Below are 21,508 nucleotides of genomic sequence, written 5' to 3'. Positions count from 1 at the left end.
CTCTCAGCTTCCCGTTACGGCCAGGGTCTTTTCGGCAAGCACCGTCACGCCGTCGGCGGCCATCATGCGCACGGTCACGTTGCGCGTGCCGGCCCAGCGTTCGGTGGCCAGCAGCTTCGCTGCGCCGCGCGCCGTCACCGCCACGCCGTTCCCGTTCGCGCTGGCCAGCGGATTGCCGGCCGGCGTCGCCAGGTTCACGCCGCCGCGATACACCTGATCGTCATACAACAGCCCATCCAGCTTGCGTTCGGTCAGGGTCTCATCCAGATCGCCGTCGGCCGGGCCGAACGGCCAGGCGCGGGCGTAATCCACGCGAGTCGTCGTTTCCGGCCATGCCCCGCCCGTGCTGGTCAGCACCGCACGGGCGCCGGTGGCATCCAGTGCCACTGTGAAACCCGTCTTGATGAAATTGGTGCCGCCGTCGCTGCTCACCCAGAACTGCTCGCTGATCGCCGCGCCGTTCAATGTGCGCACCGCGCGGCCAATCTCGACCTCGATCACCGTGCGGCCGGCATCGCGGAACCAGGCGCCGACCACGCGCGGGCCGATGGCCTTCACCGTGCGGTCAAACGCCCACGCCAGCGCCCGGCCGATACCGCGCCCAAGCCGGCCCTGGCCGACCTGGTTCTGATCGCTTACCGGGCTGCCGCCGCCACCGGCAGAGGCGTCGCTGTGATAGGCGCTGTGCAGGCTGCCTTGCGCGGTGGTGTCGGCCGGCTGCGGGTTGCCGTCCATCACGATATCCGGCCAATAGGGACCAAGGATGCCGCGGACCCCGCGTTCGGCGACGAAATCGACATGCTGCGCACGCTTGCCCACCGTCGCCGAGTTTTCCGGCGCGCTGCGGTGGCCCCGCCACGGCGGCATCACCAGCCACGGCGCGTTCGGGCTGGCATCGAATCGAGCATCGATGGCGGCGGCATAGGCGTTGCGGGTGGCCTGCACGCTCGACATGCCCGGCGTCCACATGATCGCGTGGCAATCGGTATAGCCGCGCATCATCCAGGCAAAATGCCCGGTGTGGCCAACACCATCCGGCCCGGCCACGCCCGGTTCGCCGACATTGCCCAGGAAGGTCCATTGCCCCCAGGCGCTGTCGGCGGTCCATTCATCCATCGATCGCCCGCCGATGGCCATGTTGGCGATCAGCAGCGGGTGGCCGGGGTTGTGGGCGTTCCACTCGTTGAGCAACAAGATGCTGCCATGGCTGGCGATGGGCGGCGTGGCGCCGCCGTTCATCGCATAGGTGACGGGCACCGGCTTGACATAGCTGGCACCGCCCGCGTCGTTGCTGGCGGTCAGATACACGCCGATGGCACCGGCATCCACGGCGATCCCCAGCACGTTGTCGCCGGTGCGCAGCGCCTGCGCCATGCCGGATTGACCATGGGCCAGCATGACGGTGCCGACCAGCATCCCGGTCATCGCGACAGCGCGGCCGGTATCGGCGCTATCGCGCACGCGCAGCGTGTAGGGGCCGCCGATCGGCAGCGTGTCGGTGGTCTGCCAGGTGCCGCTGCCGATCACGTCCACGGCTTCCCAATCAAAGCCGGGCACAGCGTTGCCGGTGGCTTCCACTTCCCAGCGCCGCTCCAGCGCGGTGGTGCCGGCCTGATAGGTGCCACCGATGGTGAATGGCAATGTCCCGCGCCCGCCCTGAAACTTGACAGCAGGCGCCGTGATTGCCGGGGCACCGCCCTGCCAGTGCAGCGGGGCCAGAGTCGCTTCAGCCGCCAGCCCGTTCGACAGGCTGTTGTAGTTCACCTGTTCGAAGGTCGCAGGCGTGGCGCTGCCGGTGCTGGTCAGGCCCGCCGGGGTCAGATCGGCCAGCGGCCAATGGTGGGTCAGATCACCCTTGCCCTGCCGGCAATTGGCATAAGGCAAGCTGCCGGCGTTCTGCGCGGCCACCAGGCCGGCATAGTTGAGCGGAGTCGCACCGGTCACGCCGGCCAGGGCGGCAATGGCATCGTGGTGCGGACGGTCGGTCGCCGTATTCCACGGGAAATCGCCCTGGCACAGCGCGATATGCTCGATCTCAGTGCCGACGATGCTGTTCAGCGCGATGCTGCCGCCGCTGGCCTGAGCCAGAAACACCTGCCGCATCAGCACGGAACCGGTCGTGGCCTCCAGCCAGGTGTTGTTCTGTGGCCCGGTGCTGGTGATATCGCTCGACACGACACCATCCGGCCCGATCAGGCAGTTGGCCGCCCAACCGCGCCACACCGGCGTGTCGCCCTGCGCGGCGGTGTTGGTGACACCCGACAGCATGAGCCAGGCGGCACCCGTGGTAAGCTGGGTCAGATTGGTGAAGTCGGTTTCGTTGATGCTGGCCGCCGCATAGGGCCAGGCATAGCCCAGCAACTGATCATTGCCGCGCCACAGCACGCGCGGGCGCAGACGCAGCGCAGCACCCGACAGGTTGGCGCTTTCGGTGTTGTCCTGCCCCAGCCAGACGCCATTCACACCAACACTGGTGCCAGTGGTTGCTTCGGTGATCAGGCCGGGCGTCGCGCCATAGACGGCACCGCCCAGCAGGAAGCGGCGGAAATTGCCGGTCTGCCACCCGCTGTTGGGCAGGCGGACCATGAACGCCTGCCAATAGCCCATGATCTGCCCGTCAGCACCGCCGATGCTGCGCCCGGTCAGGAAATTGGCCGGCTTGGTGATCCCGGCCGGCAACTGCAACTGCGTTGCGCCCTGCGTTGCGACACGAATAGCCATCAGCCGTTCACCACTGCCAGGCCGGCAGGTTCGCCGACGATTACGAAATAGGCGCCCGCAGGCGCGTCACTCGGCACAAGATTGCCGACCTCGACAGTGCCCCAGATCGTGGCGACACTGGCGTTCGACAATGTGAAATCTGCGCTGCGCACCACCCGGCGGATGGCGCCGCCAAACAGGCCCAGCCGGCCGACACGACCGACAGCGCCGATCATGGCGCCACCGGCATGACGGTCAGGCTGGCATCCGCCGCCCCGTCGCGGATGAAGGACACATGCTGCCCACTGGTCAGGCGCAGATGGAATTTTTCGCCGGCTTCCATCGGGATGGAGCCAGCACCAACACTGGCCACCACCGCCGCATCGCCCACCGCCACGAAACCGCGCGCCGACGCATGCAGCAGCACTTCGGCTGCCGCGATGGCCGTGCTGCGCACCGCCGCCGCCCCGGCCGTCGTCAGCCGCTGCCCCGCCGGCCAATCATAGGCGCGCGTCGTTGTCGCCACCGCCGGCAGCGCCACCGGCAGCCGCGCGCCATCGGCATCGGCCAGCACCACCGCGCTGCCATCGCCGCCGAACGCCAGCTTGGCATAAGGCCAATGCACACCGGCCACTTCATCGGTCGCAAACGCCAGGCCAATCGCCGGCGCCGTCACATTATCAGCCATGTTGGGTCTTTCGCATTGGGGCCGGCCTGATCGCCGGCCCCCGAGGGTCAGATCAGGCGGAAAAGCGCATCAGCTTGATGGCGCGGCTGTCGAGCACCGCCCCACCCACGCGCCGCGTTGCATAGAAATGCACATAGGGCTTGTTGCTGTAGGGGTCCTTAAGCACGGTGGTTTCCGCCCGCTGCGCGATCAGATACCCCGCCTCGAAATTGCCGAAGCCGATCGAAAGGCTGTCCGCAGCAATGTCGGGCATCGCATCGACCTCGACGACGCGATAGCCGAGCAGCGTCTGCGGCTGGTCTGGCCCCAGGCCCGGCTGCCAGATGAAGGCGCCGTCGCTGGTCTTGAACTTGCGGATGCGCGCCAGCGTGGCGCTGTTCATCACCCACACCGCCCCCTGGCGATAGGGGCTGGCCAGCGCATGCACCAGATCGATCAGCCGATCCTGCGGGCTGGCCGCCGCGAAATCACCCGCTGCGCCGGATGCCACAACTTGCAGCGTGCCGAACGCGCGGGTGGCGTCGCCCGTGGCGGCCACCGGCCCATTCAGAAACCCGCGCGGCTTGTTCACGCCATCGCCGTTCACAAAAGCCACACCTTCGGCGCGGGCAAATTCGCGGCCGATTTCCTCGCCCAGCCAGGCCTCCACATCGAAGGCCGCATCGTCCAGCATCGCCTGGCTGGCGGCCGGATTGGCGTAAAGCTCGCCCATCGGCGGCGCGATTTCGGCAAAGTCCGGCGTCTCGGTTTCGGGCCGCGCTGCGGTTTCCGCCACCCAGCCCGACACCACGCCGCTGGTGGTGAACAGCCGGCGATAATTGGCCGATCCCACCTCAACCACCTGGGCAATGGCGCGGATCGGCGAGGACGCCGCCAGTACCCGCCCGATCACCGCATCGATTTCCTGGGGCACCGCCAGCCCGCCCTTGGCAGGCGTGCCCACGGTCGCGGCCTTGGCCTCCAGCGCCGGCCGCGTGATGGTTTCGGCCGCATCAAACACTGCGGACAGATTCTCGGATTTCAGTTCCAGCATCCTCGTTCTCCTCTTGCCAACCCAGCACCCGCGCCTCCCGCTGCATCGGGAAGGTCACCAGCGACACTTCAACCAGCTCCAGCCGCTCCAGCCGCCGACCCGTCCTTGCCGGGCTGGCGGCCTTCACCCGATAGCCAAAGCTCAACCCCGTGATCGCACCGGCCTTCACCAGCGCTGCGGCCTCCGCCCCGCGGCCCTGCGCCACGATCCGCGCCGTGACGCGCAAGCCACGCCCATCCTCGGCCAACGCCTCCACGAACCCAATCGGTTCCTCGGGCTTGTGCTGCCACAGCAACGGCAGCGGCGCCGCCGCCCCGGCAAAGGCGCCAGGCGCCACCACATCGCCGCCGCGATCGGCCACATCGAACACGCTGGCATAGCCCGCCACCCGCAAGCTGTTCATGGCTGCGTCCCGCGCAGCAGGCCCAGCTTGAACGCCAGACCGGCCAGCAGCAGCACCACCAGCGTGCGCACCAACCAGCCGACAAAGCTCTTCAGCGCCGACGATTTCACATCGCGCCAGCCCTGCACCAACTGGCGCAGCTCCCTGATGTCGCTGCCGGCACCGTCATCCATCAACCCGATGCTGCGCAGCGCCCGCGCCGCGCCGGTTTCAGCCGCCTCCTCGATGATTGCCTGCAACGTCACCCGCGCCGCGCCCTGGGCCTCGGCCTGTGCCACCAGCCCTTCCAGGATTCCGGTCATGCCGCCTCTCCTTGCAAACCCAATATTCGCCGCTTTTCCGATGCTTCCAGGAAATCAGCCGCGGTCACGCTGGCCCACAGCCGTTCCCGATCCTCGGCCAGCGCCGGGATGGCATCGCGGTCCACACCCAGGCACAGGCCCGGCCACCACCAGGCAAGGTGGGCCGCCAGCGCGCCCAGCACGCGGCTCAGCAGCGGCAGCAACGTCAGCCGCCACAGCGCGACATTGGCCTCGCGATAATTGGCGTAGGTGTTGTCGCCCTTCAGCCCGAGCAGCAGCGGCGGCACCCCCAGCGCCAGCGCGATGTCGCGCGCCGCCGCCTCGCGCATACCGGCAAAATCCATCTCCGCCGGCGACAGGCTCAACGCCTGCCAGCTCAGCCCGCCTTCGAGCAGCATCGGCCGGCCGGCGTTGGCCGCACCGCTGAACGCCGCCTCCATTTCGGCGCGCAGCCGATCATATTGCGCCGGACTCAGCGTCGATCCATCACCAGGTTGGTACACCAGCGCGCCGCTGGGCCGCGCCGCATTATCAAGCAGTGCCTGATTCCAGCGTGTCGCCGCATTGTGCACCGCCACCGCAGCCGCCGCCGGCGCCAGGCAGCCCGCGCCATGATGATCATCGAGCGGATGAAAACTGCGCACATGCAGCAAGCCGCCACCGGTCCCGACCGGATAGCGCCGCACCGCACCCCCGGCGCGATAGACATGCGCCGCCGGCCAACCGTTGGCGTCCACCTCCACACTCACCCGTTCCGGGCGCAGCGCAAACAGCGCCGCCGGCAGGCCATCATCGCCCACCGCCACATCGACATAGGCATTGCCGTGCAACAACAAATGTCCGGACAGTGTCTCGATCAACCCCGGCCCCGACGCACCAAAACCACAACTCGCCAGCAACGCCAGCGCCGGATGCCCGGCCGGATTGCTGGTGATCGGCGCCCCGCCTGCGCCTTCCGCCACAAGGCGGATGGCCCGCGACGCCACCGGATTGGCCAGGAACGCCGCACGCACCTGCCCGGCATAACCGCCACCATCACCAACTGGTGTCGCCCAGACCGGAATCCGTGCCGCGGGCGGCCCCGAACCCCGCGCGTCCGCCTTCGTCCGCAAGAACGGCAATCGCATGACCTAACCTTTCTGGTTCAAAGTTCACGGACGCCCGGCACCACGCGTGGCCCCAGCATCAGCGCCGACAATGCCCACACCGCCGCATCCGCCCGGTCCGGCGATTGGCCCGGCCCGGCGTACCGACCATCATTCAACAGTCCGCACAGTTCATCCTCCAGCGCCGGGAACACCCCGACATGCCAGACCCGGCCCTCGCCATAGAGCGCCGCCACCGGCTCGGCCCGCGCCACCTTCCCGCGCGCCGCCCGCACCGCCAGCACCGGCAGCGCGGACTCCACCGATTTCAGCATCGCCGTCACCATGGCGCCGCCCTGGTTCACTTCGGCGACCACCTTGTCGGCCTGCCAGCGATCGGCTGCGGCCACCACGGCCCGCGCCCACTGCCCCGGCGCGACGCCCGAAATGCTGCGATCATCAAGCACATAGGCATTGCCATCGGCCCCCAGCGCCGTGACCACGATCCCACAGGTGCCACCGCCCGCCGGCGGATCGACCCCCACCACCACGCGCACCAGCGCCGGCGCATCCGCCACGCGCGCCCGATCGATCAGCGCCCGCGTCCACAATGCCCCGTCCAAATCCTCGACAATCTCGCCGGCCAGTTCCTGCCGCCCAGTCACGGTGCCGCCAAAGCGCCGCTCCAGCCGCGCCAGAAACCCGCGCGGCAGATTGGCGGCATTGTCCGCCGTGTGCCCGCGCGTGATCACCACGCCGGGTTCGGCCAGCAGCGCCTTCAACCAGCCCAGCGGCAGCGGTGTCGTCGTCAGCATGATCTGCGGCGCCGCGCCGAGCCGGGTCGCCATCCGCAGGTTCATCACCGCGTCCTCACCATGCAGCCAGTGCGCGAATTCATCGCCCCAGGCGTAATCGAACTGTCCACCGCGCAGCGCATCCGGCTCCGCGCCGGAATAGATCCGCGCCTCGCTGCCATTGCCCCAGATCAACCGTTTGGTGCTCGGCTGCCACACCAGATCGGTCTCCGGCGGCACGCGCGCCAGCAGCCCGGATTCGCCTTCCACCATCACCGCCCGCGCCACATCCAGCGACGGCGCCACCAATGCGAACCGCCGCTGCGCCGCACCTGCAAGCCCATGAATCCATTCAGCCCCAGCCAGCGTCTTGCCGAACCCGCGCCCAGCCAGGATCACCCAGATCGCCCAATCGCCGGGCGGTGCCATCTGGCTGGGCCGCAACTGGCCTTCACCGGCCAGCGCAGCAATCAGCAATTCCTCGCGATACATCGCCAGCAACTGCTGCTGCAGCGGCGCTGGCCACGCACGAAATTGCTCCAGCAGCGAAGCCGCTGCCGGCGGAGCTACAACCATAATATCGCGACCCCGAAAATCGCCCGGCCACCGCCAGAGCCCGCGCGCGGCACTCAACCCGAGCGCCCGCTGCGATCAAATCATGCGCGTTCCCGTCACTCCGGCGTGGTGGTTCACTTGGTCATCACCGCCTCCGACCCGGCCAGCGCCCGCAGCTCTGCCCGCAGCTTTGCCACCGCGGCACCATCCACCCGGCGCCCCTGCACCTTGGCGGTTCCCGCATCCCGCCGTGCCACGATCGCCAGCGCCAGCTTGCTGTCCATCGCCGCCGCCGGGTCCAGCATCTGCGCCAGCACGCGATGCTCCACCCGTTCCCAGGCAAAGCCGATCGCCGCATGCCACTCCGCCGCAAACTCCGCATCTTCGGCGCGCAGGCGAAACAATTTCACCAGGCTCAATTGCAGGACCTCGGCCGCCAGCGCCGGATCACCAAATTTCGCCAGCGCATCCAGAAAATCCAGCCGCGCCCTGCGGGTGGCAAACACCGCCTGGCGCCGCGCCCGCTGCCGCGGCGGTTTCGGCACCAGCATCGCCACTGTGCTGCCACCGATCTTGCAGGCACGTCCACCCTGCCGCACCGGCCGGTCGGCCAGCATCGCTGCATCCATTGCCATGTCTGAAGTCCCTGTCTCGGCCGCCCCGCCCCGTTCAGGAGCGATTCCGCAGGCATGCCGTTTCTCTAACCCAGAGCGTGACGATAGTCAAGCATTATGTGCCTATTTGGTTAATTGGTGGCTTGAACAAGTGCCTGCGCCAGCAGCACGCCACCCTATTACGCCATCATCCCCCGCCCACGATCCGGGCCACCGTGTCGTGAAACGCCTTCACGCCCTGCTCCAGCCCGCCAAGCAGCACATGATCGACCGCGCCCGACGCCAGCCCTTCATGGCCCAGCGCCGCGGCGCGGAAATCCTCGCCGGCAAACACGCCGCCATCCAGCAATTTCCAGCTTTTCGCCCAGTGCGCCTCGGCCTTGTCATCGCGCGGCGCTTCGGGGATCAGCATGAAATCCTCGACCCAGGTTTCGCCGACGCTGCGCGGCATCAGCACCATGATGTTGATATAATCCGGGCTGGCAACGATGATGGTCGCCGGCACCAACTGATAGGCGAAAGTGACCGTACGGCGGATGTCGCGCATGTCGTCCAGATCGATGCCTGCCAGCGCCGCCAGCCGCGCGACGGCCGACCGGGCATGCGGCCCGATCGTGTCGCCGGTGGTCACACCGTCCTGGAAAAACGGCGCAATCGTGTTCGCGTGCAGGCGCAGCACATGATAGCTTTCCAGGAAGGCATCCATGATCAGCTTCCAGTTCGCCGCCACCTTGTGCGTGCGCCGCGCATAAAGATGCTGTTCCGGAAAACCCAACGCCGCGAAGTCCGCCGCAAGGGGGCCAGCCGCCAATCCGAAATCCGGCGGCGCTTGCGCGTCCAGCCCGACCCAGATCAGCCCGCCGGCCTCCACCGACGGCATCTCGATCAACCCGCGCGTGCTCTTGTCCAACCCCTCGAACGTCTCGGGGCGCGGCAAGCCCTTCAGCCGCCCATCGGTGCCGTAAGACCAGGCATGATAAGGGCAGACCAGCGCCGGCCCGTGCTGCAACGCACAGCCCTCCACCAGCCGTGTGCCGCGATGCCGGCAGACATTCATGAACACACGGGCCACACCCTTGCCATCGCGCGCGATCAGCAACGGCAGGCCAAAACCATCATGCGGAACCGCCATGTTCGGCTGCGGCAGCAACGCCGACGGCGCCAGCACCACCGGCATCCGCCGGAACAGCTTTTCCTGCTCGGCCGCGAAATGATCGGGACAGGTGTAGGCGCTGGCCGGAATCTGCCACATCGCGCCGCTGGGCACCTTCCCCGCCGCCGCCGGCACCCCAGCCGCCAGCGCCCGCTGGCCGGGGGTGGGATGTTTCGGAATGAAGGCGATATCCATGGCCGACATGCTACGCCATCTGTTGTTCGGCGCAACAGGGCGTTGCGGGCCGGATCAGTCCACCGGCAGCAATTCCCCGGTTTTCACCTCATAGATAAAGCCATGCACTGGCACGTCATCCGGCGTCAGCGGATGTGCCTTGATGCGGACCACATCATCGCGAACACTTTGCGCCAGATCGCGGAAGGTCAGCCAGGCGAGATGCCAGCCTTCCGGGCTGCCGCCTTCCGCCTGCTGGTTCGTCCAGGTCGTGCCATCAAAATTGGCGGTTGCCCGGCTGGTTTCCAGCAGCGTGGCCATGGTCGCACCGTCGAACAATTGCATGCCGCAATCGGTGTGGTGGATGACAAACCATTCGCGTGTGCCCAGCAGCTTGTGGGAAATCACCAGCGATCGGATCGCATCGTCACTGGCCCGCCCGCCGGCGTTGCGGATCACATGGGCATCGCCTTCGGCCAGCCCGGCATATTTCGCCGGATCAAGCCGCGCATCCATGCATGTGAGGATGGCAAAGCCGCGCGCCGGCGGCAACGCCAACTTGCCCTTGTCGCCGAAATCGGCGGCATAGGCCCGATTGGCAGCGGTCACTTCATCGAGAATTCTGGTCATGGCAATGGCCTCCTTGGATCCTGCACATGCCTGTCGGGCCAGAAACTGACCACATAGAAAATCTCGCCACGGGCAAACCCGCGCGCCGCCATTGACAGACCCCACCTCCACGCCAAGGTGCCGCGATGACCCAACCCGCCCGCAACGCCTTTCTGGCTTCGATCAGACCCTATGTCGAAGCCGGGCCGCTCGGCGCACTGGCGCTCGGCATGGCGTCGGGCACGCCCTACACGATGATCGCCGCCACGCTGACCACGCGGCTGGCCGAAGCGGGAATCGAGAAGAAATCGGTGACCGCCTTCGGCCTGGCGCTGCTGGTCTACAGCTTCAAGCCGCTGTGGGCGCCGCTGGTCGACAGGCTGCGGATTCCGATCCTCGCCGGCCTGATCGGGCAGCGGCGGGCGTGGCTGGTGGTGGCGATATTGATGGCCAGCGCCGCCATCGCCTGGCTCGGCGCGCTCGATCCCACCGCCAGTCTCGGGCTGTTTGCCGCCGCGGCCATCGCGGTCGGCTTTGCCGGGGCGACGCTGGACATCGTGGTCGATGCCATTCGCATCGAATGGCTGCGCACCGATCAGATGGGCGCCGGTTCGGGGATGACGCAATATGGCTGGCGCATGGGCAGCTATATCGCCGGCGCCGGTGCGCTGGTGCTCGCCTCCCAAGCCGGCTGGGGCCTGGCCTATCTGGCGGCGATCATCCTGTTCTTGCCGTCGCTGGTTGCCGCGGCGCTGCTTGGCGAACCCAAACGGCCGCCGGTGGTCACGTCGGGGCGCGGCTTTGGCGCGATGGTGAAGGACAGCATCGTCGCGCCGCTCGCCGATTTCCTCGGCAGGCCCGGCGCGTGGATCGTGCTGGCCTTCGTGCTGGTCCACAAGATCGGCGACACGGTGGGTCAATTGTCCATCCGGCTGTTCTACAATGATCTGGGCTTCACCAAGGAGGAGGTGGCCACGTACGACGTGTCGCTGGGCCTGATCGGTTATCTCGCCGGCGTGTTCCTGGGCGGCATGCTCTACAAGCGGATGGGCCTTGCTGGATCGGTGTTCCTGTCGCTGCTGCTGATGGGGATTTCGAACGCGGCTTATGCGGGCCTGGCGGTCATCGGCCATGATGTGTGGGCGCTGGCGGCGGTGCAGGGTTTTGAAAATCTGGCCAGCGGCATCGGCGGCGTGACGGTGGGGGCGTGGCTGGCGCTACTGTGCGATCGCCGCTTCACAGCGACGCAATTTGCGCTGCTGTCGTCGGCCGCCGCCATCCTGGGCCGCGCCTTCTCGTCCGGCACTGCCGGCGCGCTGATCGAAAGCCTAGGCTATGTCGATTTCTACTGGCTTACCACCGCCTTGGCGCTGCCGGGCGTGCTGATCTTCGTCTGGCTGTGGCGCGCTGGGCTGGTGGTCGCCGATGATAATGCGTCGGGCGACCCCGCACCGGCTGCAACGCCTGTGTAACGAACCTTGCACATCCCTGTCACATCACACGGTTATGGCAGGGTACTCGCCGCTTTGGAGCAGCCCCGCATGCTTGCCCTTTCACGCGCCACCGAAGTTGCCCCGGCCATCATCGCCCGCGCCCCGGCCATCCACCGCGCCGGCCTGCTCGATGTGCGGCTGGCGGCCAGCGACGCGGAAATTGCCGCCGCCCAGGCGCTGCGCTACCAGATTTTCTACGACGAAATGGGTGCGCAGCCGACCGCCGCGATGGCCCGCCAGCGCCGCGACATCGATCCATATGATGCGGTTTGCGATCATCTGCTCGTCATCGATCATGCCGATGCCGCCCGGCCGCGGGTGGTGGGCACCTATCGTCTGCTGCGCCAGGATGTGGCCATGGCGAACGGCGGCTTCTATTCGGCCGGCGAATATGATCTGTCCCGCCTGATCACCCAGTCCGCGCCGGGCCGGCAACTGCTCGAGCTGGGCCGCAGTTGTGTCGCGCCGGAATGGCGCACCGCTGCCACCATCTCGCTGCTGTGGCGCGGCATTGCCGCCTATCTGGCCCAGCATGGCATCGGCCATCTGTTCGGCTGCGCCTCGCTGCACGGCGCCGATCCGCACCTGCATGCCGCCGAACTCTCCTATCTCTACCACCACCATCTCGCCCCGCCCGAGCTGCGCGCCACCGCGCTGCCGCCGCACCGCGTGGACATGAACCGGCTGCCTGCCGCTGCCATCGACACCCGCGCTGCTGCCCGCGCGCTGCCGCCGCTGGTGAAGGGCTATCTGCGCGTTGGTGCGATGGTGGGCGATGGCGGTTTCGTCGATCACCAGTTCAACACGGTCGATGTGTTCGTGGTGATGCCGGTCGATCGCATCACCAGCCGCTATGCCGAGCGGTTCGGCGCTGCCAACGATTGAGACTATTTTCCTACCGGGCGCTGGCCATGCTAGCGTCCGGGTATGAAGCTTCGACTGTCCCTTGCCATCGCCGCCGCTATCCTGTTGGCTGCGCAAGCCCCGGCACCCGTGATCCCGGATGAAGCCAGCATCCCCGCCGGTCCATCGGGCGACGCAATCCGGCGCGGGCTGGCCATCTTCACCGACACGCGCGCGGCGGCGCCGCAACATGCCGGCAACCAGCTGCGCTGCGCCAACTGCCACCTCGATGCCGGCCGCACCGCCGGCGCTGCACCGCTGTGGGCCGCCTATGGCAATTTCCCGGCGTTTCGCGAAAAGAACGGCCGCATCAACAGCTTCGAAAAGCGCGTGCAGGATTGTTTCATCTACTCGATGAACGCCGCGCCGCCGCCGCTCGGCGGAGAGGTGCTGCTGGCAGTGTCCGCTTATGCCGGTTGGCTGGCGCAGGGCCAGCGGATTGGCGTGTCACCAGCCGGGCGCGGTTTCCCCACGATTGCCGCGCCGCCGTCCCCGCCCGATCACGCCCGCGGCGAAGCGCTGTTCGGCGAACATTGCGCCTCCTGCCACGGCGAAGCGGGTCAGGGCATGCTGGATGGCGATATGGTGATCAACCCGCCGCTGTGGGGCGCCAACAGCTATAATTGGGGCGCCGGCATGGCCCAGGTCGACAAGGCTGCGGCCTTCATTCGCGCCAACATGCCCTTGGGCAACGGCAACAGCCTGACCGTGCAGCAGGCCTGGGATATCGCCTGGTTCATCGACGGCCAGGTCCGCCCGCAAGATCCGCGCTTTGCCGGCGATCTTGCCGCCACCCGCACCGCCCACCACAACCGGCCGTGGAGCCGCTACGCCACCAATGTCGCCGGCCGGATGCTCGGCGATCCCGCCACCACCCCGCCCCACCACACGCCCACCGGCCATGATTTCTGAAGGAGCCGCCGCATGACAACGCCGCTGCGTATCGATTTCGTTTCCGACGTCGTCTGCCCCTGGTGCGTGATCGGCATGAAGGCGCTGGAACAGGCACTGACCAATCTGGATGGCGTGGTGCAGCCGGATTGGCATTTCCACCCGTTTGAACTGAACCCGACGATGCCGCCGGAAGGCGAAAACAGCGCCGATCACATCGCCCGCAAATATGGCCGCTCCCCCGCCGAAGGCAGCGAGGCCCGCAATCACATCAAGACGATGGGCGAGCAATTGGGCTTCAGCTTCCGGGGCGGGCCAGATAGCATGATCTGGAACACCCACGATTGCCACCGCCTGCTGCACTGGGCCGAACTGGCCGGGCGCGCGCATCAATTGAAAACCGCCCTGTTCGAAGCGCATTTCACCCGCGGTGAACCGCTGAACGACCCCGAAACCCTGATTTGCGCCGCCGCAACTGCCGGCCTCGACGCCGAAGCCGCCCGCGACGTGCTCGCCTCGGGCCGTTATGCCGAGCAAGTCCGCGCCGATCAGGCCTTCTGGCGGGAAGAACAGGATATCCACGCCGTACCCGCCATCATCTTCAACGGCAAATATGCGATCATGGGTGGGCAGCCACCGGCGACGTTCGAAAAGGTCATCCGGCGGATCATCGCCGGCGAGGTGTGATCAAGGGAACGCCACGTTTACTTTTCACAATTAATTCAGGGGGAGACGTATAATATGTATTTTGCTATTTGGGTGGCCTGCGCCATCGCAGCGTCTATTATAGCATCCGGCAAGGGACGCAGCGGGTTTGGGTGGTTCCTACTCGGTTGCCTTCTCGGACCATTCGCACTTCTTGCTGCAGTATTAGCTTCACGCGAAATACAAGCTTCCGGGTCGCAAAACGCCGTCGTTATTGAAGAAAAAAGCCGCATATGCCCTGCCTGCGCCGAGTCTATAAAGGCGGACGCCAAGAAATGCCGGTTCTGCAGTTCCTCAGTCGAGCCGACTGGTTCACGTTGCAGCTTCTGCAATCAGGTCATCCTACTGCCAATGCAGACTTGCGATGTTGTCGAATTGGAACGCTTGTATGCCCTCAATGTTTCCCAATTAAATCCGATTTGTCAACGGGCGCTTGCAACTCGGAATTTTGACATCGGTCAACAAGCCGACTGAAAAATACCACGAAGCTAGAAAAAGGCTTATCAATATTCGAGCCCGTCCATAGTGATTTATCACCCGATAATATGATTCCCTATATCGGCAGCCGCCTATCGCATGACCAACAAACTCAACCCCATAAACTGCAGCTACATGCACCTTCTCTCGAGGGAGCAGGGATAGGCTCACTCAACCTTAACCACCTCCACCGGCAGGCCGAGCGTCTGCAATTGCGGTTCCACCTTCGCACGATCACCAACCACCACCCACAGGAGCTGGTTCGTATCAAACAATTGCACCGCCTTGTTGAGATCAGCCACCGTCAGCGCCCCCAGCCGACGGGCAGCGGTGGTGTAATAATCATCGGGGCGGCCGAGCAACTGGTTGCGCTCCATCGCCGACAGGAAGCTGCTGCCGCGTTCGAATTCACCGGGCAGCGCGAGCACGCTGTTGGCAATGGTGCGGCCGCGTTCTTCGGCCGTGATCGGCCGCGTCGTCTTGATTGCGGCGATATCGGCGATGATGGCCTTGATGCTGTCGGCGGTGCGATCGGTCTGCACCGGGGCATAGATCAGGCTGTGCAACTGGCCCTTGCCATCCGACAACCCGGCATAGGCGCCATAGGCCCAGTTCTTCTCCTCGCGGATGTTGGTGTTGATGCGGCTGGTCGACAGCCCGCCCAGCACGTCGGCAGCGGCGCGCTGGGCGATCAGATCCTCAGCGCCGCTGATCGGCAACAGGCTGCCGGCCAGGATCAGGCTCTGCGGGCTGTTCGGGCGATCGACGAACAGGATGCGCGCCGGCCTGGCAGCCGCTGCCGCAGCGGCCTGCACGGTGCCGCGCGGCACCGCCGGGTCTGCCGTCCAGCGCCCGAACGCAGCTTCGAGCAACGGCTTCAGTTCGGCCGCCGTGATGTCACCGGCAACGAACAGCGTGCCATTGTCGGGCCGGATCCAGCGCTTGTGCCAGGTGATCAGCGCATCGCGGGTCAGCGCCTTCACACTGGCTGGCGTGCCCAGCCCGCTCGGCGGCGCGCCATAGGGGTGGGCCGTGCCATACAGCGACGGCGTCAGCAGGCGCCGCGCGATGCCATTGGGATTGCTGGCTTCCTGTGCCAGCGCGCTCAGCACCTGGCCGCGCACCCGTTCCAGTTCGGCCGGTGGGAAATCCGGGCGTTGGACGATGGCGGCAAACAATTGCAGCGACTGCGGCAGATTGGATTTCAGCGCATCCAGCGTCAGCTTGGTGCGATCGAGCCCCGCACCGGCACCAATGCCGGCGCCCAGCCGTTCGCGCAGTTCGGCAATTTCGGGGCCAGACAGACCATCATGGCCTTCATCGAGCAGCGCCAATACCATCTGTTGAATGCCCATCTGGCTTCGCTCATCGGCAGCCATGCCGGCATCGACGCTGAACAGCATGCGCACCAACGGCACCGTGGTGCGGCGGGCCAGTTCCACCTTCAGGCCATTGGCCAGGGTGAAACGTTCGATCTCGGGCCACTGCAGCAGCGGTGGCGCGCCAACCATGGGCTCGGCCATGCGCGGCGGGCCTTTCGCCGGCGGCGCACCGGCTGCGACCTTGGGCGGCGGCGGCACCTCTTCGGCGGCCGGGCGTTCACCGGGCAGCACGGTCTGCACATAGGCGCCCTGCGCCAGCCAGCGCTTGGCCGCAGCCTGCACGGCGGCCGGCGTGGCATTGGCGTACCAGCCCAATTCAGTGCGGAAAAATGCCGGATCACCCGCATAGACGGCGCCTTCGGCCAGCGCGACCGCCTTGCCGCCAAAGCCGCCCACCGCTTCCAGCCCGCGAATGGTGCTGGCAACGTTGCGGGTGGCGACGCGCGCCACTTCATCGGCGGTGGGGCCATTGGCGATGAACTCGGCCAGCACTGCTTTCACCTTGGCCTCGACATCCGCCAGCTTGGCATCCGGCGACAATGTCACCTCGATCTCTGCCATGCCCACCTGCTCAAACGCCTGCACACCGCCGCCCACCGATACCGCCAGCCGCGATTCCCGCACCAGCGCGTTGTACAGCCGCGAAGACGCGCCGCCGGCGAGCACGGTCAAGGCAATGTCGTTCAGGGCAGCCGCTTCATCCAGCCGGCCCGGCACGGTCCAGGTGAAGCTGATGCGCGGGCTGGGAATGCGATCCTGCAGTGTCTCGCGGCGTTCCTGGGTCCAGTTCGGCACCGGCGCCGGCAGCCGCTTCACCTCCGGCCCACGCGGGATGGCACCGAAATATTTCGTGACCAATGTGCGCGCCATGGCAACGTCGATATCGCCGGCCAGCACCAGCACGGCATTGTTCGGGCCATAATTGGCGCGGAACCAGGCCTGCACATCGGCCAGCGACGCCGCGTTCAGATCGGCCATCGAACCGATCGTGTCGTGGGCATAGGGATGGCCGGCCGGGAACAGCGCCTTCAACGTGGCTTCCTGCGTCAGCCCCAGCGGCCGGTTTTCACCCTGGCGCTTTTCATTCTGCACCACCCCGCGCTGCGCATCCAGCTTGGCCTGGGTGACTGCGCCGAGCAGCCAGCCCATGCGATCACTTTCCAGATACAGCGCCAGTTCCAGCGCCTGGGTGGGGACATTCTCGAAATAATTGGTGCGATCGAACCAGGTGGTGCCGTTAGCATTGGTGGCGCCGACATCCTCCAGCTTCTTGAAGAACACGCCGTCATTATTCTCGCTGCCATAGAACATCAGATGTTCGAACAGATGCGCAAAGCCGGACTTGCCTTCCGGTTCATCCTTGGATCCGATGTGATACCAGACACTGACCGCCACGATCGGCGCCTTGCGATCGGTGTGCACGATCACGCGCAGGCCATTGGGCAGCGTGAATTGTTCGTATGGCAGGCTGACCTGATCGACGAGGCTGGCAATGCTTGTGGGCGCCACCACCGGTTGTGCAGCAACATGGCCGGCCCAAAGCAGCGCCGCACCGGCCACCATCGTCATCAATCGCTTCAGCATGCCCGGCCTTCTCGTTATTGCTGGGGTTTGCACCCGTCTAGCGCGCCTGATAAGCCTCGCCAATGAACAAGCGCTTGCTCCTCCTCACCGCCGCCCTGCCGCTCATCGCCGCAGCCGCGCCCACCACCTCTGATCCGTTGGCGGCCTCGTTCCGCGCCCATGTCGCCTTTCTGGCTGATGACCTGCTGGAAGGGCGCGGATTGGGCACGCGCGGGCACGAGATTGCCGCCAATTATGTCGCCCAGCATTTCGCACGGGTGGGCCTGCAACCCGCTGGAGATAGCGGCACCTGGTATCAACGCGTCAGCTTCGCCGAAAGCCGCTTCGCCAGCGCGCGTGAGACAGCCGTGTTCGATCTCGGCACCCAGCGCCTGACCCTGGAGAACGGCACCGGCATGAGCCTGGCACCCGGCCCGGCCGCCGGCACCGAGGAAATCAGCGGCGGGCTGGTGTTCGCGGGCTATGGCCTCGTCGACAAATCGCAAGGCATCGATGATTTCGCCGGCCTCGATGTGCGCGGCAAATATGTGGTCGTGCTGTCTGGCGCGCCCGATGGGATGAACAGCGAAGTGGCCGCCCACCTCGCCCGCACCTCCAAGGCGATCGCGGCCCAGGCGGCCGGCGCCATCGGCCTGATCAACGTGCGCACCCAGAAAGAAGCAGACCGGCTGCCCTGGGAAAAATCGGTGCGCAGTGCGCGCCTGCCGCGGCGCCTGCTGCTCGGGGCCGATGGCCAGCCGCTGGGCGATGGCGCCGGGCTGAAGGTGCGCGCCAACATCGAGGATGCCGCCGCCACCGCCCTGTTCGCCGCGGTCGGCCAGGATTTTGCCGCCATTCGCCTGGCGGCCAAGGCGGGCCCGGTCAAGGGCTTCCCGCTGACCGGCACCCTGACCGTTGGCCGCGCCACCGACGTGCAGCGCATCACCAGCCCCAATGTGCTGGGCCTGCTGCCGGGCACCGATCCCACATTGTCGGCTGAAATCGTGGTGATTTCCGCGCACCTCGATCATGTCGGCATCAAGGCTGATGCCAAGCCGGGCGAAGACGCGATCTACAACGGCGCGATGGACAATGCGTCGGGCAGCGCCACCTTGCTGGAGGCCGCCACGGCGCTGGCCAAGGCGCCGCCCAAGCGCAGCGTGCTGTTCCTGGCCACCACGGCCGAGGAATCCGGTCTGCTCGGTGCCGATTATTTCTCCCGCCAGCCGACCGTGGATGTGAAGCGTATCGTTGCAGACGTGAACATCGACATGCCAATCCTGACCTGCGATTTCGGTGATGTGGTGGCCTTTGGTGGCGATCGTTCGACCATCGGCCCGGTGGTGGCGGCAGCCGCCAAAGCCGAAGGCCTTGGCCTGTCGCCCGACCCGCAGCCCGAAGAAGCAGTGTTCACCCGGTCTGACCATTATCCCTTCGTCCGCAAGGGCGTGCCGTCGGTGTTCCTGAAAACCGGCTGGACCGACAGCAAGGGCGGCCAGTCGTGCAAGGAAGCCGAGCGCCAGTTCCGCGTGAACAATTATCACGAAGTTTCCGACCAACTGGACCTGCCGTTCGATTGGGCGGCGGCGGCGAAATGGACCCGGGTCAATATCGGCATCATCCGCCGCCTGGCCGACGCCAAGGCCGCACCGCGCTGGTATGAAGGCGATTATTTCGGCACCGCCTTTGCGCCTGCCGCAGCGAAAGCCCCCAAAGCCCGCTAGTTATTTGCCCAGCCGGGTCACATGCCCCATCTTGCGACCCGGCCGGCCTTCACCTTTGCCATAAAGATGCACGTGCAGGGCAGGGTCAGACAGAAATCTCGACCAGTCATCGGCGTCGGCGCCGATCAGATTGGTCATCTCGACCTGCGGTGACACCAGATCGGTCGGCCGCAACGGCAGGCCGCACAGGGCCCGGATATGGTTCTCGAACTGGCTGGTAGCACTGCCCTCGATCGTCCAATGGCCGCTGTTGTGTACCCGCGGCGCCATTTCATTGAAGCGCAGCCCATCCATGCAGGCAAAGAATTCGCAGGTCAGCACGCCGATGTGGCCGAGCTTTTCCGCGATGGTGCGAGCCAGCGCCACCGCAGCTTCGGTTTGTGATCGCACCAGCACTGGCACCGGCAGGCTGGAGGTCGCGAGGATGCCGCCCTTGTGCAGGTTCACCGGCACCGGCCAGTGCACCATGGCGCCATCCTGGCTCCGGCACAGGATCACGCTATATTCGTTGGCGAATTTGACCATCGCCTCCAGGATCGCCGGCTGCCCGTCGATGGCGTCCCACGCGGCATCGGCATCGCCAGCCGCCATGATCCGCGCCTGGCCCTTGCCGTCGTAACCGAAGCGCCGGGTTTTCAGGATGGCCGGCGTGCCGATGCGGGCAATGGCTTCATCCAGGCCGGCGCGGCTGTCGACCTGGACCCAGGGGGCGGTGCGGCCGCCCAGCCATTCGACGAACTGCTTTTCGGCCAGCCGGTCCTGCGCCACTTCCAGGCTGTGCGCGCCGGGATGGACAGGCACTGTCTGCGCCAGATGGCGCACCGCGGCCGGATCGACATTTTCCCACTCGAACGTCACCACATCGACCGCCGCGGCAAAGGCCGACAGCGCGGCCCGGTCGGCATAATCGGCGCGGGTCACGGCCGCAGACACGTCGGCCGCCGGCAATTCGGCTTCCGGCGCAAAGACATGACAGCGGTAGCCAAGCGCCGCCGCCGCCATGGCCAGCATGCGCCCCAATTGGCCTCCGCCCAGGATGCCGATGGTCGAACCGGGTGGCAGCATCATCGCGTCAGGGCAGGCTGTCGGACGGGGCATCGGCCACCGCGTCGGTCTGTGCCTGCCGCCAGGCCGCCAGCCGTTCGGCCAGCGCCGCGTCGTTCAGCGCCAGGATGGCCGCGGCCTGCAGCGCGGCGTTCACCGCGCCCGCCTTGCCGATGGCAAATGTGCCCACCGGCACGCCCGCCGGCATCTGCACGATGGAAAGCAGGCTATCGATGCCCTTCAGCGTCCGCGATTCCACCGGCACGCCCAGCACCGGCAGCGCAGTGAGCGCGGCGGCCATGCCGGGCAGATGGGCTGCGCCGCCGGCGCCCGCAACGATCACCTGCAGGCCGCGCCCGGCCGCCGATCGGGCATAATCATACAGCCTATCGGGCGTGCGATGCGCCGACACGATGCGGGTTTCATGGCCGACCCCCAGCGCAGACAGCGTCTCGGCGGCGTGCGTCATCGTCTGCCAGTCCGACTGGCTGCCCATGATGATGCCCACCCGAACATCGGCGGTGGGGGCGGCTTCGCTTGCCATGACCCAAGGTTCCCAAAGTTCGAACGTGTCGCGAAAGCGCGATGCTCTACCCGCCAGCCGGGCGACTCGCAAAGAAATTCAGATGGCGGCCTTGTTGGCCAGCAGCGCTTCGACGGCAGCGGTGATCACCGCCATCGCTTCCACATGGCGCATCCCGCGCCGATCCCGCAGGCTGGCATAGCAATCGAGGCTCAGCCACTGATCAAGCTGCTCGAACCACAGGCTGTCGCTGCGCGCCGCCTCGGGTACGACCGATTCCAGCCTGGCCCGCAGCATCTGTTCGAACGTCCGCCGCCCGATCCGCACCGTGTCCGACCCCGATCGATACAGATCGGCGGCCCGGCGATAACCCAGCCCGCCTTCGAACAGGATCATCCGCCGTTCCAGCCCTTCGCGCACCTGTTCGATCCAGGTGGTGCTCCGATACGGTTCCAGCATGTGCAGATAGCGCCGGCCGATCCGGTCCATCACGGCGGTGTACAGCGAATCCATGTCGCCGAAATGGCGGAATACGCTGCGCAGGCCGACCTCGGCCCGCGCAGCGATATTTTCGGCGCTGGGCGGAAGAATATCCTCGTCAATCAACGCGATGAAAGCTTCGATGATGCGTTCCCGACTGGCAAGGGAACGCTTGCGGCGGCCATCCGTTTCATGAAATTCCGGCAGCTTCAT

The 21,508-nt window shown here is 66.4% G+C and carries 20 protein-coding genes; 5 read left to right on the top strand and 15 right to left on the bottom strand.

Translation table 11 applies throughout. The features are described 5' to 3' along the window. Positions 1 to 3 precede the first annotated feature (3 nt). From ACTIEZ_RS13775 to ACTIEZ_RS13725, 11 genes are all read right to left on the bottom strand, one after another. Positions 4 to 2,721: a hypothetical protein gene (locus ACTIEZ_RS13775; RefSeq protein ID WP_439547259.1), complete on the bottom strand. Its 2,718-nt coding sequence runs from the start codon at positions 2,719 to 2,721 to the stop codon at positions 4 to 6. After that, a complete protein-coding gene (locus tag ACTIEZ_RS13770) occupies positions 2,721 to 2,936 on the bottom strand; it encodes a hypothetical protein (protein ID WP_439547258.1) in 216 nt (71 codons plus the stop codon). The genes ACTIEZ_RS13775 and ACTIEZ_RS13770 overlap by 1 nt, the downstream gene beginning before the upstream one ends. Further along, positions 2,933 to 3,388 (bottom strand): hypothetical protein, encoded by a 456-nt coding sequence (locus tag ACTIEZ_RS13765; RefSeq protein WP_439547257.1) that lies wholly within the window; start codon positions 3,386 to 3,388, stop codon positions 2,933 to 2,935. The genes ACTIEZ_RS13770 and ACTIEZ_RS13765 overlap by 4 nt, the downstream gene beginning before the upstream one ends. 52 nt (positions 3,389 to 3,440) lie before the next feature. After that, entirely contained in the window at positions 3,441 to 4,421 is a 981-nt protein-coding gene (locus tag ACTIEZ_RS13760) for a phage major capsid protein (RefSeq protein WP_439547256.1), read from the bottom strand. Further along, positions 4,381 to 4,824, bottom strand: coding sequence for an HK97 family phage prohead protease (locus ACTIEZ_RS13755; RefSeq protein WP_439547255.1), 444 nt, complete (start codon positions 4,822 to 4,824; stop codon positions 4,381 to 4,383). Before ACTIEZ_RS13755 ends, ACTIEZ_RS13760 begins: the two co-directional genes overlap by 41 nt. Further along, positions 4,821 to 5,126, bottom strand: coding sequence for a DUF6127 family protein (locus ACTIEZ_RS13750; RefSeq protein ID WP_439547254.1), 306 nt, complete (start codon positions 5,124 to 5,126; stop codon positions 4,821 to 4,823). Before ACTIEZ_RS13750 ends, ACTIEZ_RS13755 begins: the two co-directional genes overlap by 4 nt. Further along, positions 5,123 to 6,247, bottom strand: coding sequence for a phage portal protein (locus ACTIEZ_RS13745; RefSeq protein ID WP_439547294.1), 1,125 nt, complete (start codon positions 6,245 to 6,247; stop codon positions 5,123 to 5,125). The genes ACTIEZ_RS13750 and ACTIEZ_RS13745 overlap by 4 nt, the downstream gene beginning before the upstream one ends. Positions 6,248 to 6,270: 23 nt before the next feature. Continuing rightward, positions 6,271 to 7,581: a DNA-packaging protein gene (locus ACTIEZ_RS13740; RefSeq protein WP_439547253.1), complete on the bottom strand. Its 1,311-nt coding sequence runs from the start codon at positions 7,579 to 7,581 to the stop codon at positions 6,271 to 6,273. A gap of 113 nt (positions 7,582 to 7,694) precedes the next feature. Continuing rightward, positions 7,695 to 8,195, bottom strand: a complete 501-nt coding sequence (locus tag ACTIEZ_RS13735) for a hypothetical protein (protein WP_439547252.1) — start codon at positions 8,193 to 8,195, stop codon at positions 7,695 to 7,697. Positions 8,196 to 8,361: 166 nt separating this feature from the next. Further along, on the bottom strand, positions 8,362 to 9,522 hold the full coding sequence (locus ACTIEZ_RS13730; protein ID WP_439547251.1) for an aromatic ring-hydroxylating oxygenase subunit alpha: 1,161 nt from the start codon (positions 9,520 to 9,522) through the stop codon (positions 8,362 to 8,364). Between the two features lie 54 nt (positions 9,523 to 9,576). Then, on the bottom strand, positions 9,577 to 10,131 hold the full coding sequence (locus ACTIEZ_RS13725; protein WP_439547250.1) for a beta-class carbonic anhydrase: 555 nt from the start codon (positions 10,129 to 10,131) through the stop codon (positions 9,577 to 9,579). A gap of 125 nt (positions 10,132 to 10,256) precedes the next feature. Here ACTIEZ_RS13725 and ACTIEZ_RS13720 point away from each other — a divergent pair, with 125 nt between their 5' ends. From ACTIEZ_RS13720 to ACTIEZ_RS13705, 4 genes are all read left to right on the top strand, one after another. Further along, the gene (locus ACTIEZ_RS13720) at positions 10,257 to 11,582 is read left to right on the top strand and encodes an MFS transporter (RefSeq protein ID WP_439547249.1); all 1,326 of its coding nucleotides are present in this window, start codon (positions 10,257 to 10,259) and stop codon (positions 11,580 to 11,582) included. Positions 11,583 to 11,651: 69 nt separating this feature from the next. Continuing rightward, positions 11,652 to 12,488 (top strand): GNAT family N-acetyltransferase, encoded by an 837-nt coding sequence (locus tag ACTIEZ_RS13715; protein ID WP_439547248.1) that lies wholly within the window; start codon positions 11,652 to 11,654, stop codon positions 12,486 to 12,488. A 42-nt stretch (positions 12,489 to 12,530) separates the two neighbouring features. Further along, entirely contained in the window at positions 12,531 to 13,418 is an 888-nt protein-coding gene (locus ACTIEZ_RS13710; protein WP_439547247.1) for a c-type cytochrome, read from the top strand. A 12-nt stretch (positions 13,419 to 13,430) separates the two neighbouring features. Then, positions 13,431 to 14,084 carry a DsbA family oxidoreductase gene (locus tag ACTIEZ_RS13705; RefSeq protein WP_439547246.1) on the top strand — a complete coding sequence of 218 codons (654 nt, stop codon included), beginning with the start codon at positions 13,431 to 13,433 and terminating at the stop codon, positions 14,082 to 14,084. Between the two features lie 662 nt (positions 14,085 to 14,746). On the opposite strand, the gene ACTIEZ_RS13700 is transcribed toward ACTIEZ_RS13705, so the two are convergent. After that, on the bottom strand, positions 14,747 to 17,545 hold the full coding sequence (locus ACTIEZ_RS13700; protein WP_439547245.1) for a M16 family metallopeptidase: 2,799 nt from the start codon (positions 17,543 to 17,545) through the stop codon (positions 14,747 to 14,749). A 62-nt stretch (positions 17,546 to 17,607) separates the two neighbouring features. Here ACTIEZ_RS13700 and ACTIEZ_RS13695 point away from each other — a divergent pair, with 62 nt between their 5' ends. Continuing rightward, positions 17,608 to 19,248, top strand: a complete 1,641-nt coding sequence (locus tag ACTIEZ_RS13695) for a M28 family peptidase (RefSeq protein ID WP_439547244.1) — start codon at positions 17,608 to 17,610, stop codon at positions 19,246 to 19,248. Here ACTIEZ_RS13695 and ACTIEZ_RS13690 read toward each other — a convergent pair whose 3' ends face one another. From ACTIEZ_RS13690 to ACTIEZ_RS13680, 3 genes are all read right to left on the bottom strand, one after another. Continuing rightward, positions 19,249 to 20,316 carry a 5-(carboxyamino)imidazole ribonucleotide synthase gene (locus ACTIEZ_RS13690; RefSeq protein WP_439547243.1) on the bottom strand — a complete coding sequence of 356 codons (1,068 nt, stop codon included), beginning with the start codon at positions 20,314 to 20,316 and terminating at the stop codon, positions 19,249 to 19,251. A 4-nt stretch (positions 20,317 to 20,320) separates the two neighbouring features. After that, entirely contained in the window at positions 20,321 to 20,836 is a 516-nt protein-coding gene (gene purE / locus ACTIEZ_RS13685) for a 5-(carboxyamino)imidazole ribonucleotide mutase (protein WP_439547242.1), read from the bottom strand. A 78-nt stretch (positions 20,837 to 20,914) separates the two neighbouring features. Then, positions 20,915 to 21,508, bottom strand: coding sequence for a TetR/AcrR family transcriptional regulator (locus tag ACTIEZ_RS13680; RefSeq protein WP_439547241.1), 594 nt, complete (start codon positions 21,506 to 21,508; stop codon positions 20,915 to 20,917).

The sequence above is a fragment of the Sandarakinorhabdus sp. genome (genome assembly GCF_051860625.1).
Classification (GTDB): Bacteria; Pseudomonadota; Alphaproteobacteria; order Sphingomonadales; family Sphingomonadaceae; genus Sandarakinorhabdus.
The sequence above is the reverse complement of the archived record's forward strand: the minus strand, read 5'-3'. Positions and strand labels throughout refer to the sequence as shown.

Excerpts from the sequence above, each read along its gene's own strand:
- ACTIEZ_RS13740 (WP_439547253.1), bottom strand. The coding sequence starts at position 7,581 with ATGGTTGTAGCTCCGCCGGCAGCGGCTTCGCTGCTGGAGCAATTTCGT.
- ACTIEZ_RS13710 (WP_439547247.1), top strand. The coding sequence starts at position 12,531 with ATGAAGCTTCGACTGTCCCTTGCCATCGCCGCCGCTATCCTGTTGGCT.
- purE (WP_439547242.1), bottom strand. The coding sequence starts at position 20,836 with ATGGCAAGCGAAGCCGCCCCCACCGCCGATGTTCGGGTGGGCATCATC.
- ACTIEZ_RS13765 (WP_439547257.1), bottom strand. The coding sequence starts at position 3,388 with ATGGCTGATAATGTGACGGCGCCGGCGATTGGCCTGGCGTTTGCGACC.
- ACTIEZ_RS13705 (WP_439547246.1), top strand. The coding sequence starts at position 13,431 with ATGACAACGCCGCTGCGTATCGATTTCGTTTCCGACGTCGTCTGCCCC.
- ACTIEZ_RS13735 (WP_439547252.1), bottom strand. The coding sequence starts at position 8,195 with ATGGCAATGGATGCAGCGATGCTGGCCGACCGGCCGGTGCGGCAGGGT.
- ACTIEZ_RS13700 (WP_439547245.1), bottom strand. The coding sequence starts at position 17,545 with ATGCTGAAGCGATTGATGACGATGGTGGCCGGTGCGGCGCTGCTTTGG.
- ACTIEZ_RS13715 (WP_439547248.1), top strand. The coding sequence starts at position 11,652 with ATGCTTGCCCTTTCACGCGCCACCGAAGTTGCCCCGGCCATCATCGCC.
- ACTIEZ_RS13750 (WP_439547254.1), bottom strand. The coding sequence starts at position 5,126 with ATGACCGGAATCCTGGAAGGGCTGGTGGCACAGGCCGAGGCCCAGGGC.
- ACTIEZ_RS13695 (WP_439547244.1), top strand. The coding sequence starts at position 17,608 with ATGAACAAGCGCTTGCTCCTCCTCACCGCCGCCCTGCCGCTCATCGCC.
- ACTIEZ_RS13690 (WP_439547243.1), bottom strand. The coding sequence starts at position 20,316 with ATGATGCTGCCACCCGGTTCGACCATCGGCATCCTGGGCGGAGGCCAA.
- ACTIEZ_RS13760 (WP_439547256.1), bottom strand. The coding sequence starts at position 4,421 with ATGCTGGAACTGAAATCCGAGAATCTGTCCGCAGTGTTTGATGCGGCC.
- ACTIEZ_RS13680 (WP_439547241.1), bottom strand. The coding sequence starts at position 21,508 with ATGAAGCTGCCGGAATTTCATGAAACGGATGGCCGCCGCAAGCGTTCC.
- ACTIEZ_RS13755 (WP_439547255.1), bottom strand. The coding sequence starts at position 4,824 with ATGAACAGCTTGCGGGTGGCGGGCTATGCCAGCGTGTTCGATGTGGCC.
- ACTIEZ_RS13730 (WP_439547251.1), bottom strand. The coding sequence starts at position 9,522 with ATGGATATCGCCTTCATTCCGAAACATCCCACCCCCGGCCAGCGGGCG.
- ACTIEZ_RS13775 (WP_439547259.1), bottom strand. The coding sequence starts at position 2,721 with ATGGCTATTCGTGTCGCAACGCAGGGCGCAACGCAGTTGCAGTTGCCG.
- ACTIEZ_RS13770 (WP_439547258.1), bottom strand. The coding sequence starts at position 2,936 with ATGATCGGCGCTGTCGGTCGTGTCGGCCGGCTGGGCCTGTTTGGCGGC.
- ACTIEZ_RS13725 (WP_439547250.1), bottom strand. The coding sequence starts at position 10,131 with ATGACCAGAATTCTCGATGAAGTGACCGCTGCCAATCGGGCCTATGCC.
- ACTIEZ_RS13720 (WP_439547249.1), top strand. The coding sequence starts at position 10,257 with ATGACCCAACCCGCCCGCAACGCCTTTCTGGCTTCGATCAGACCCTAT.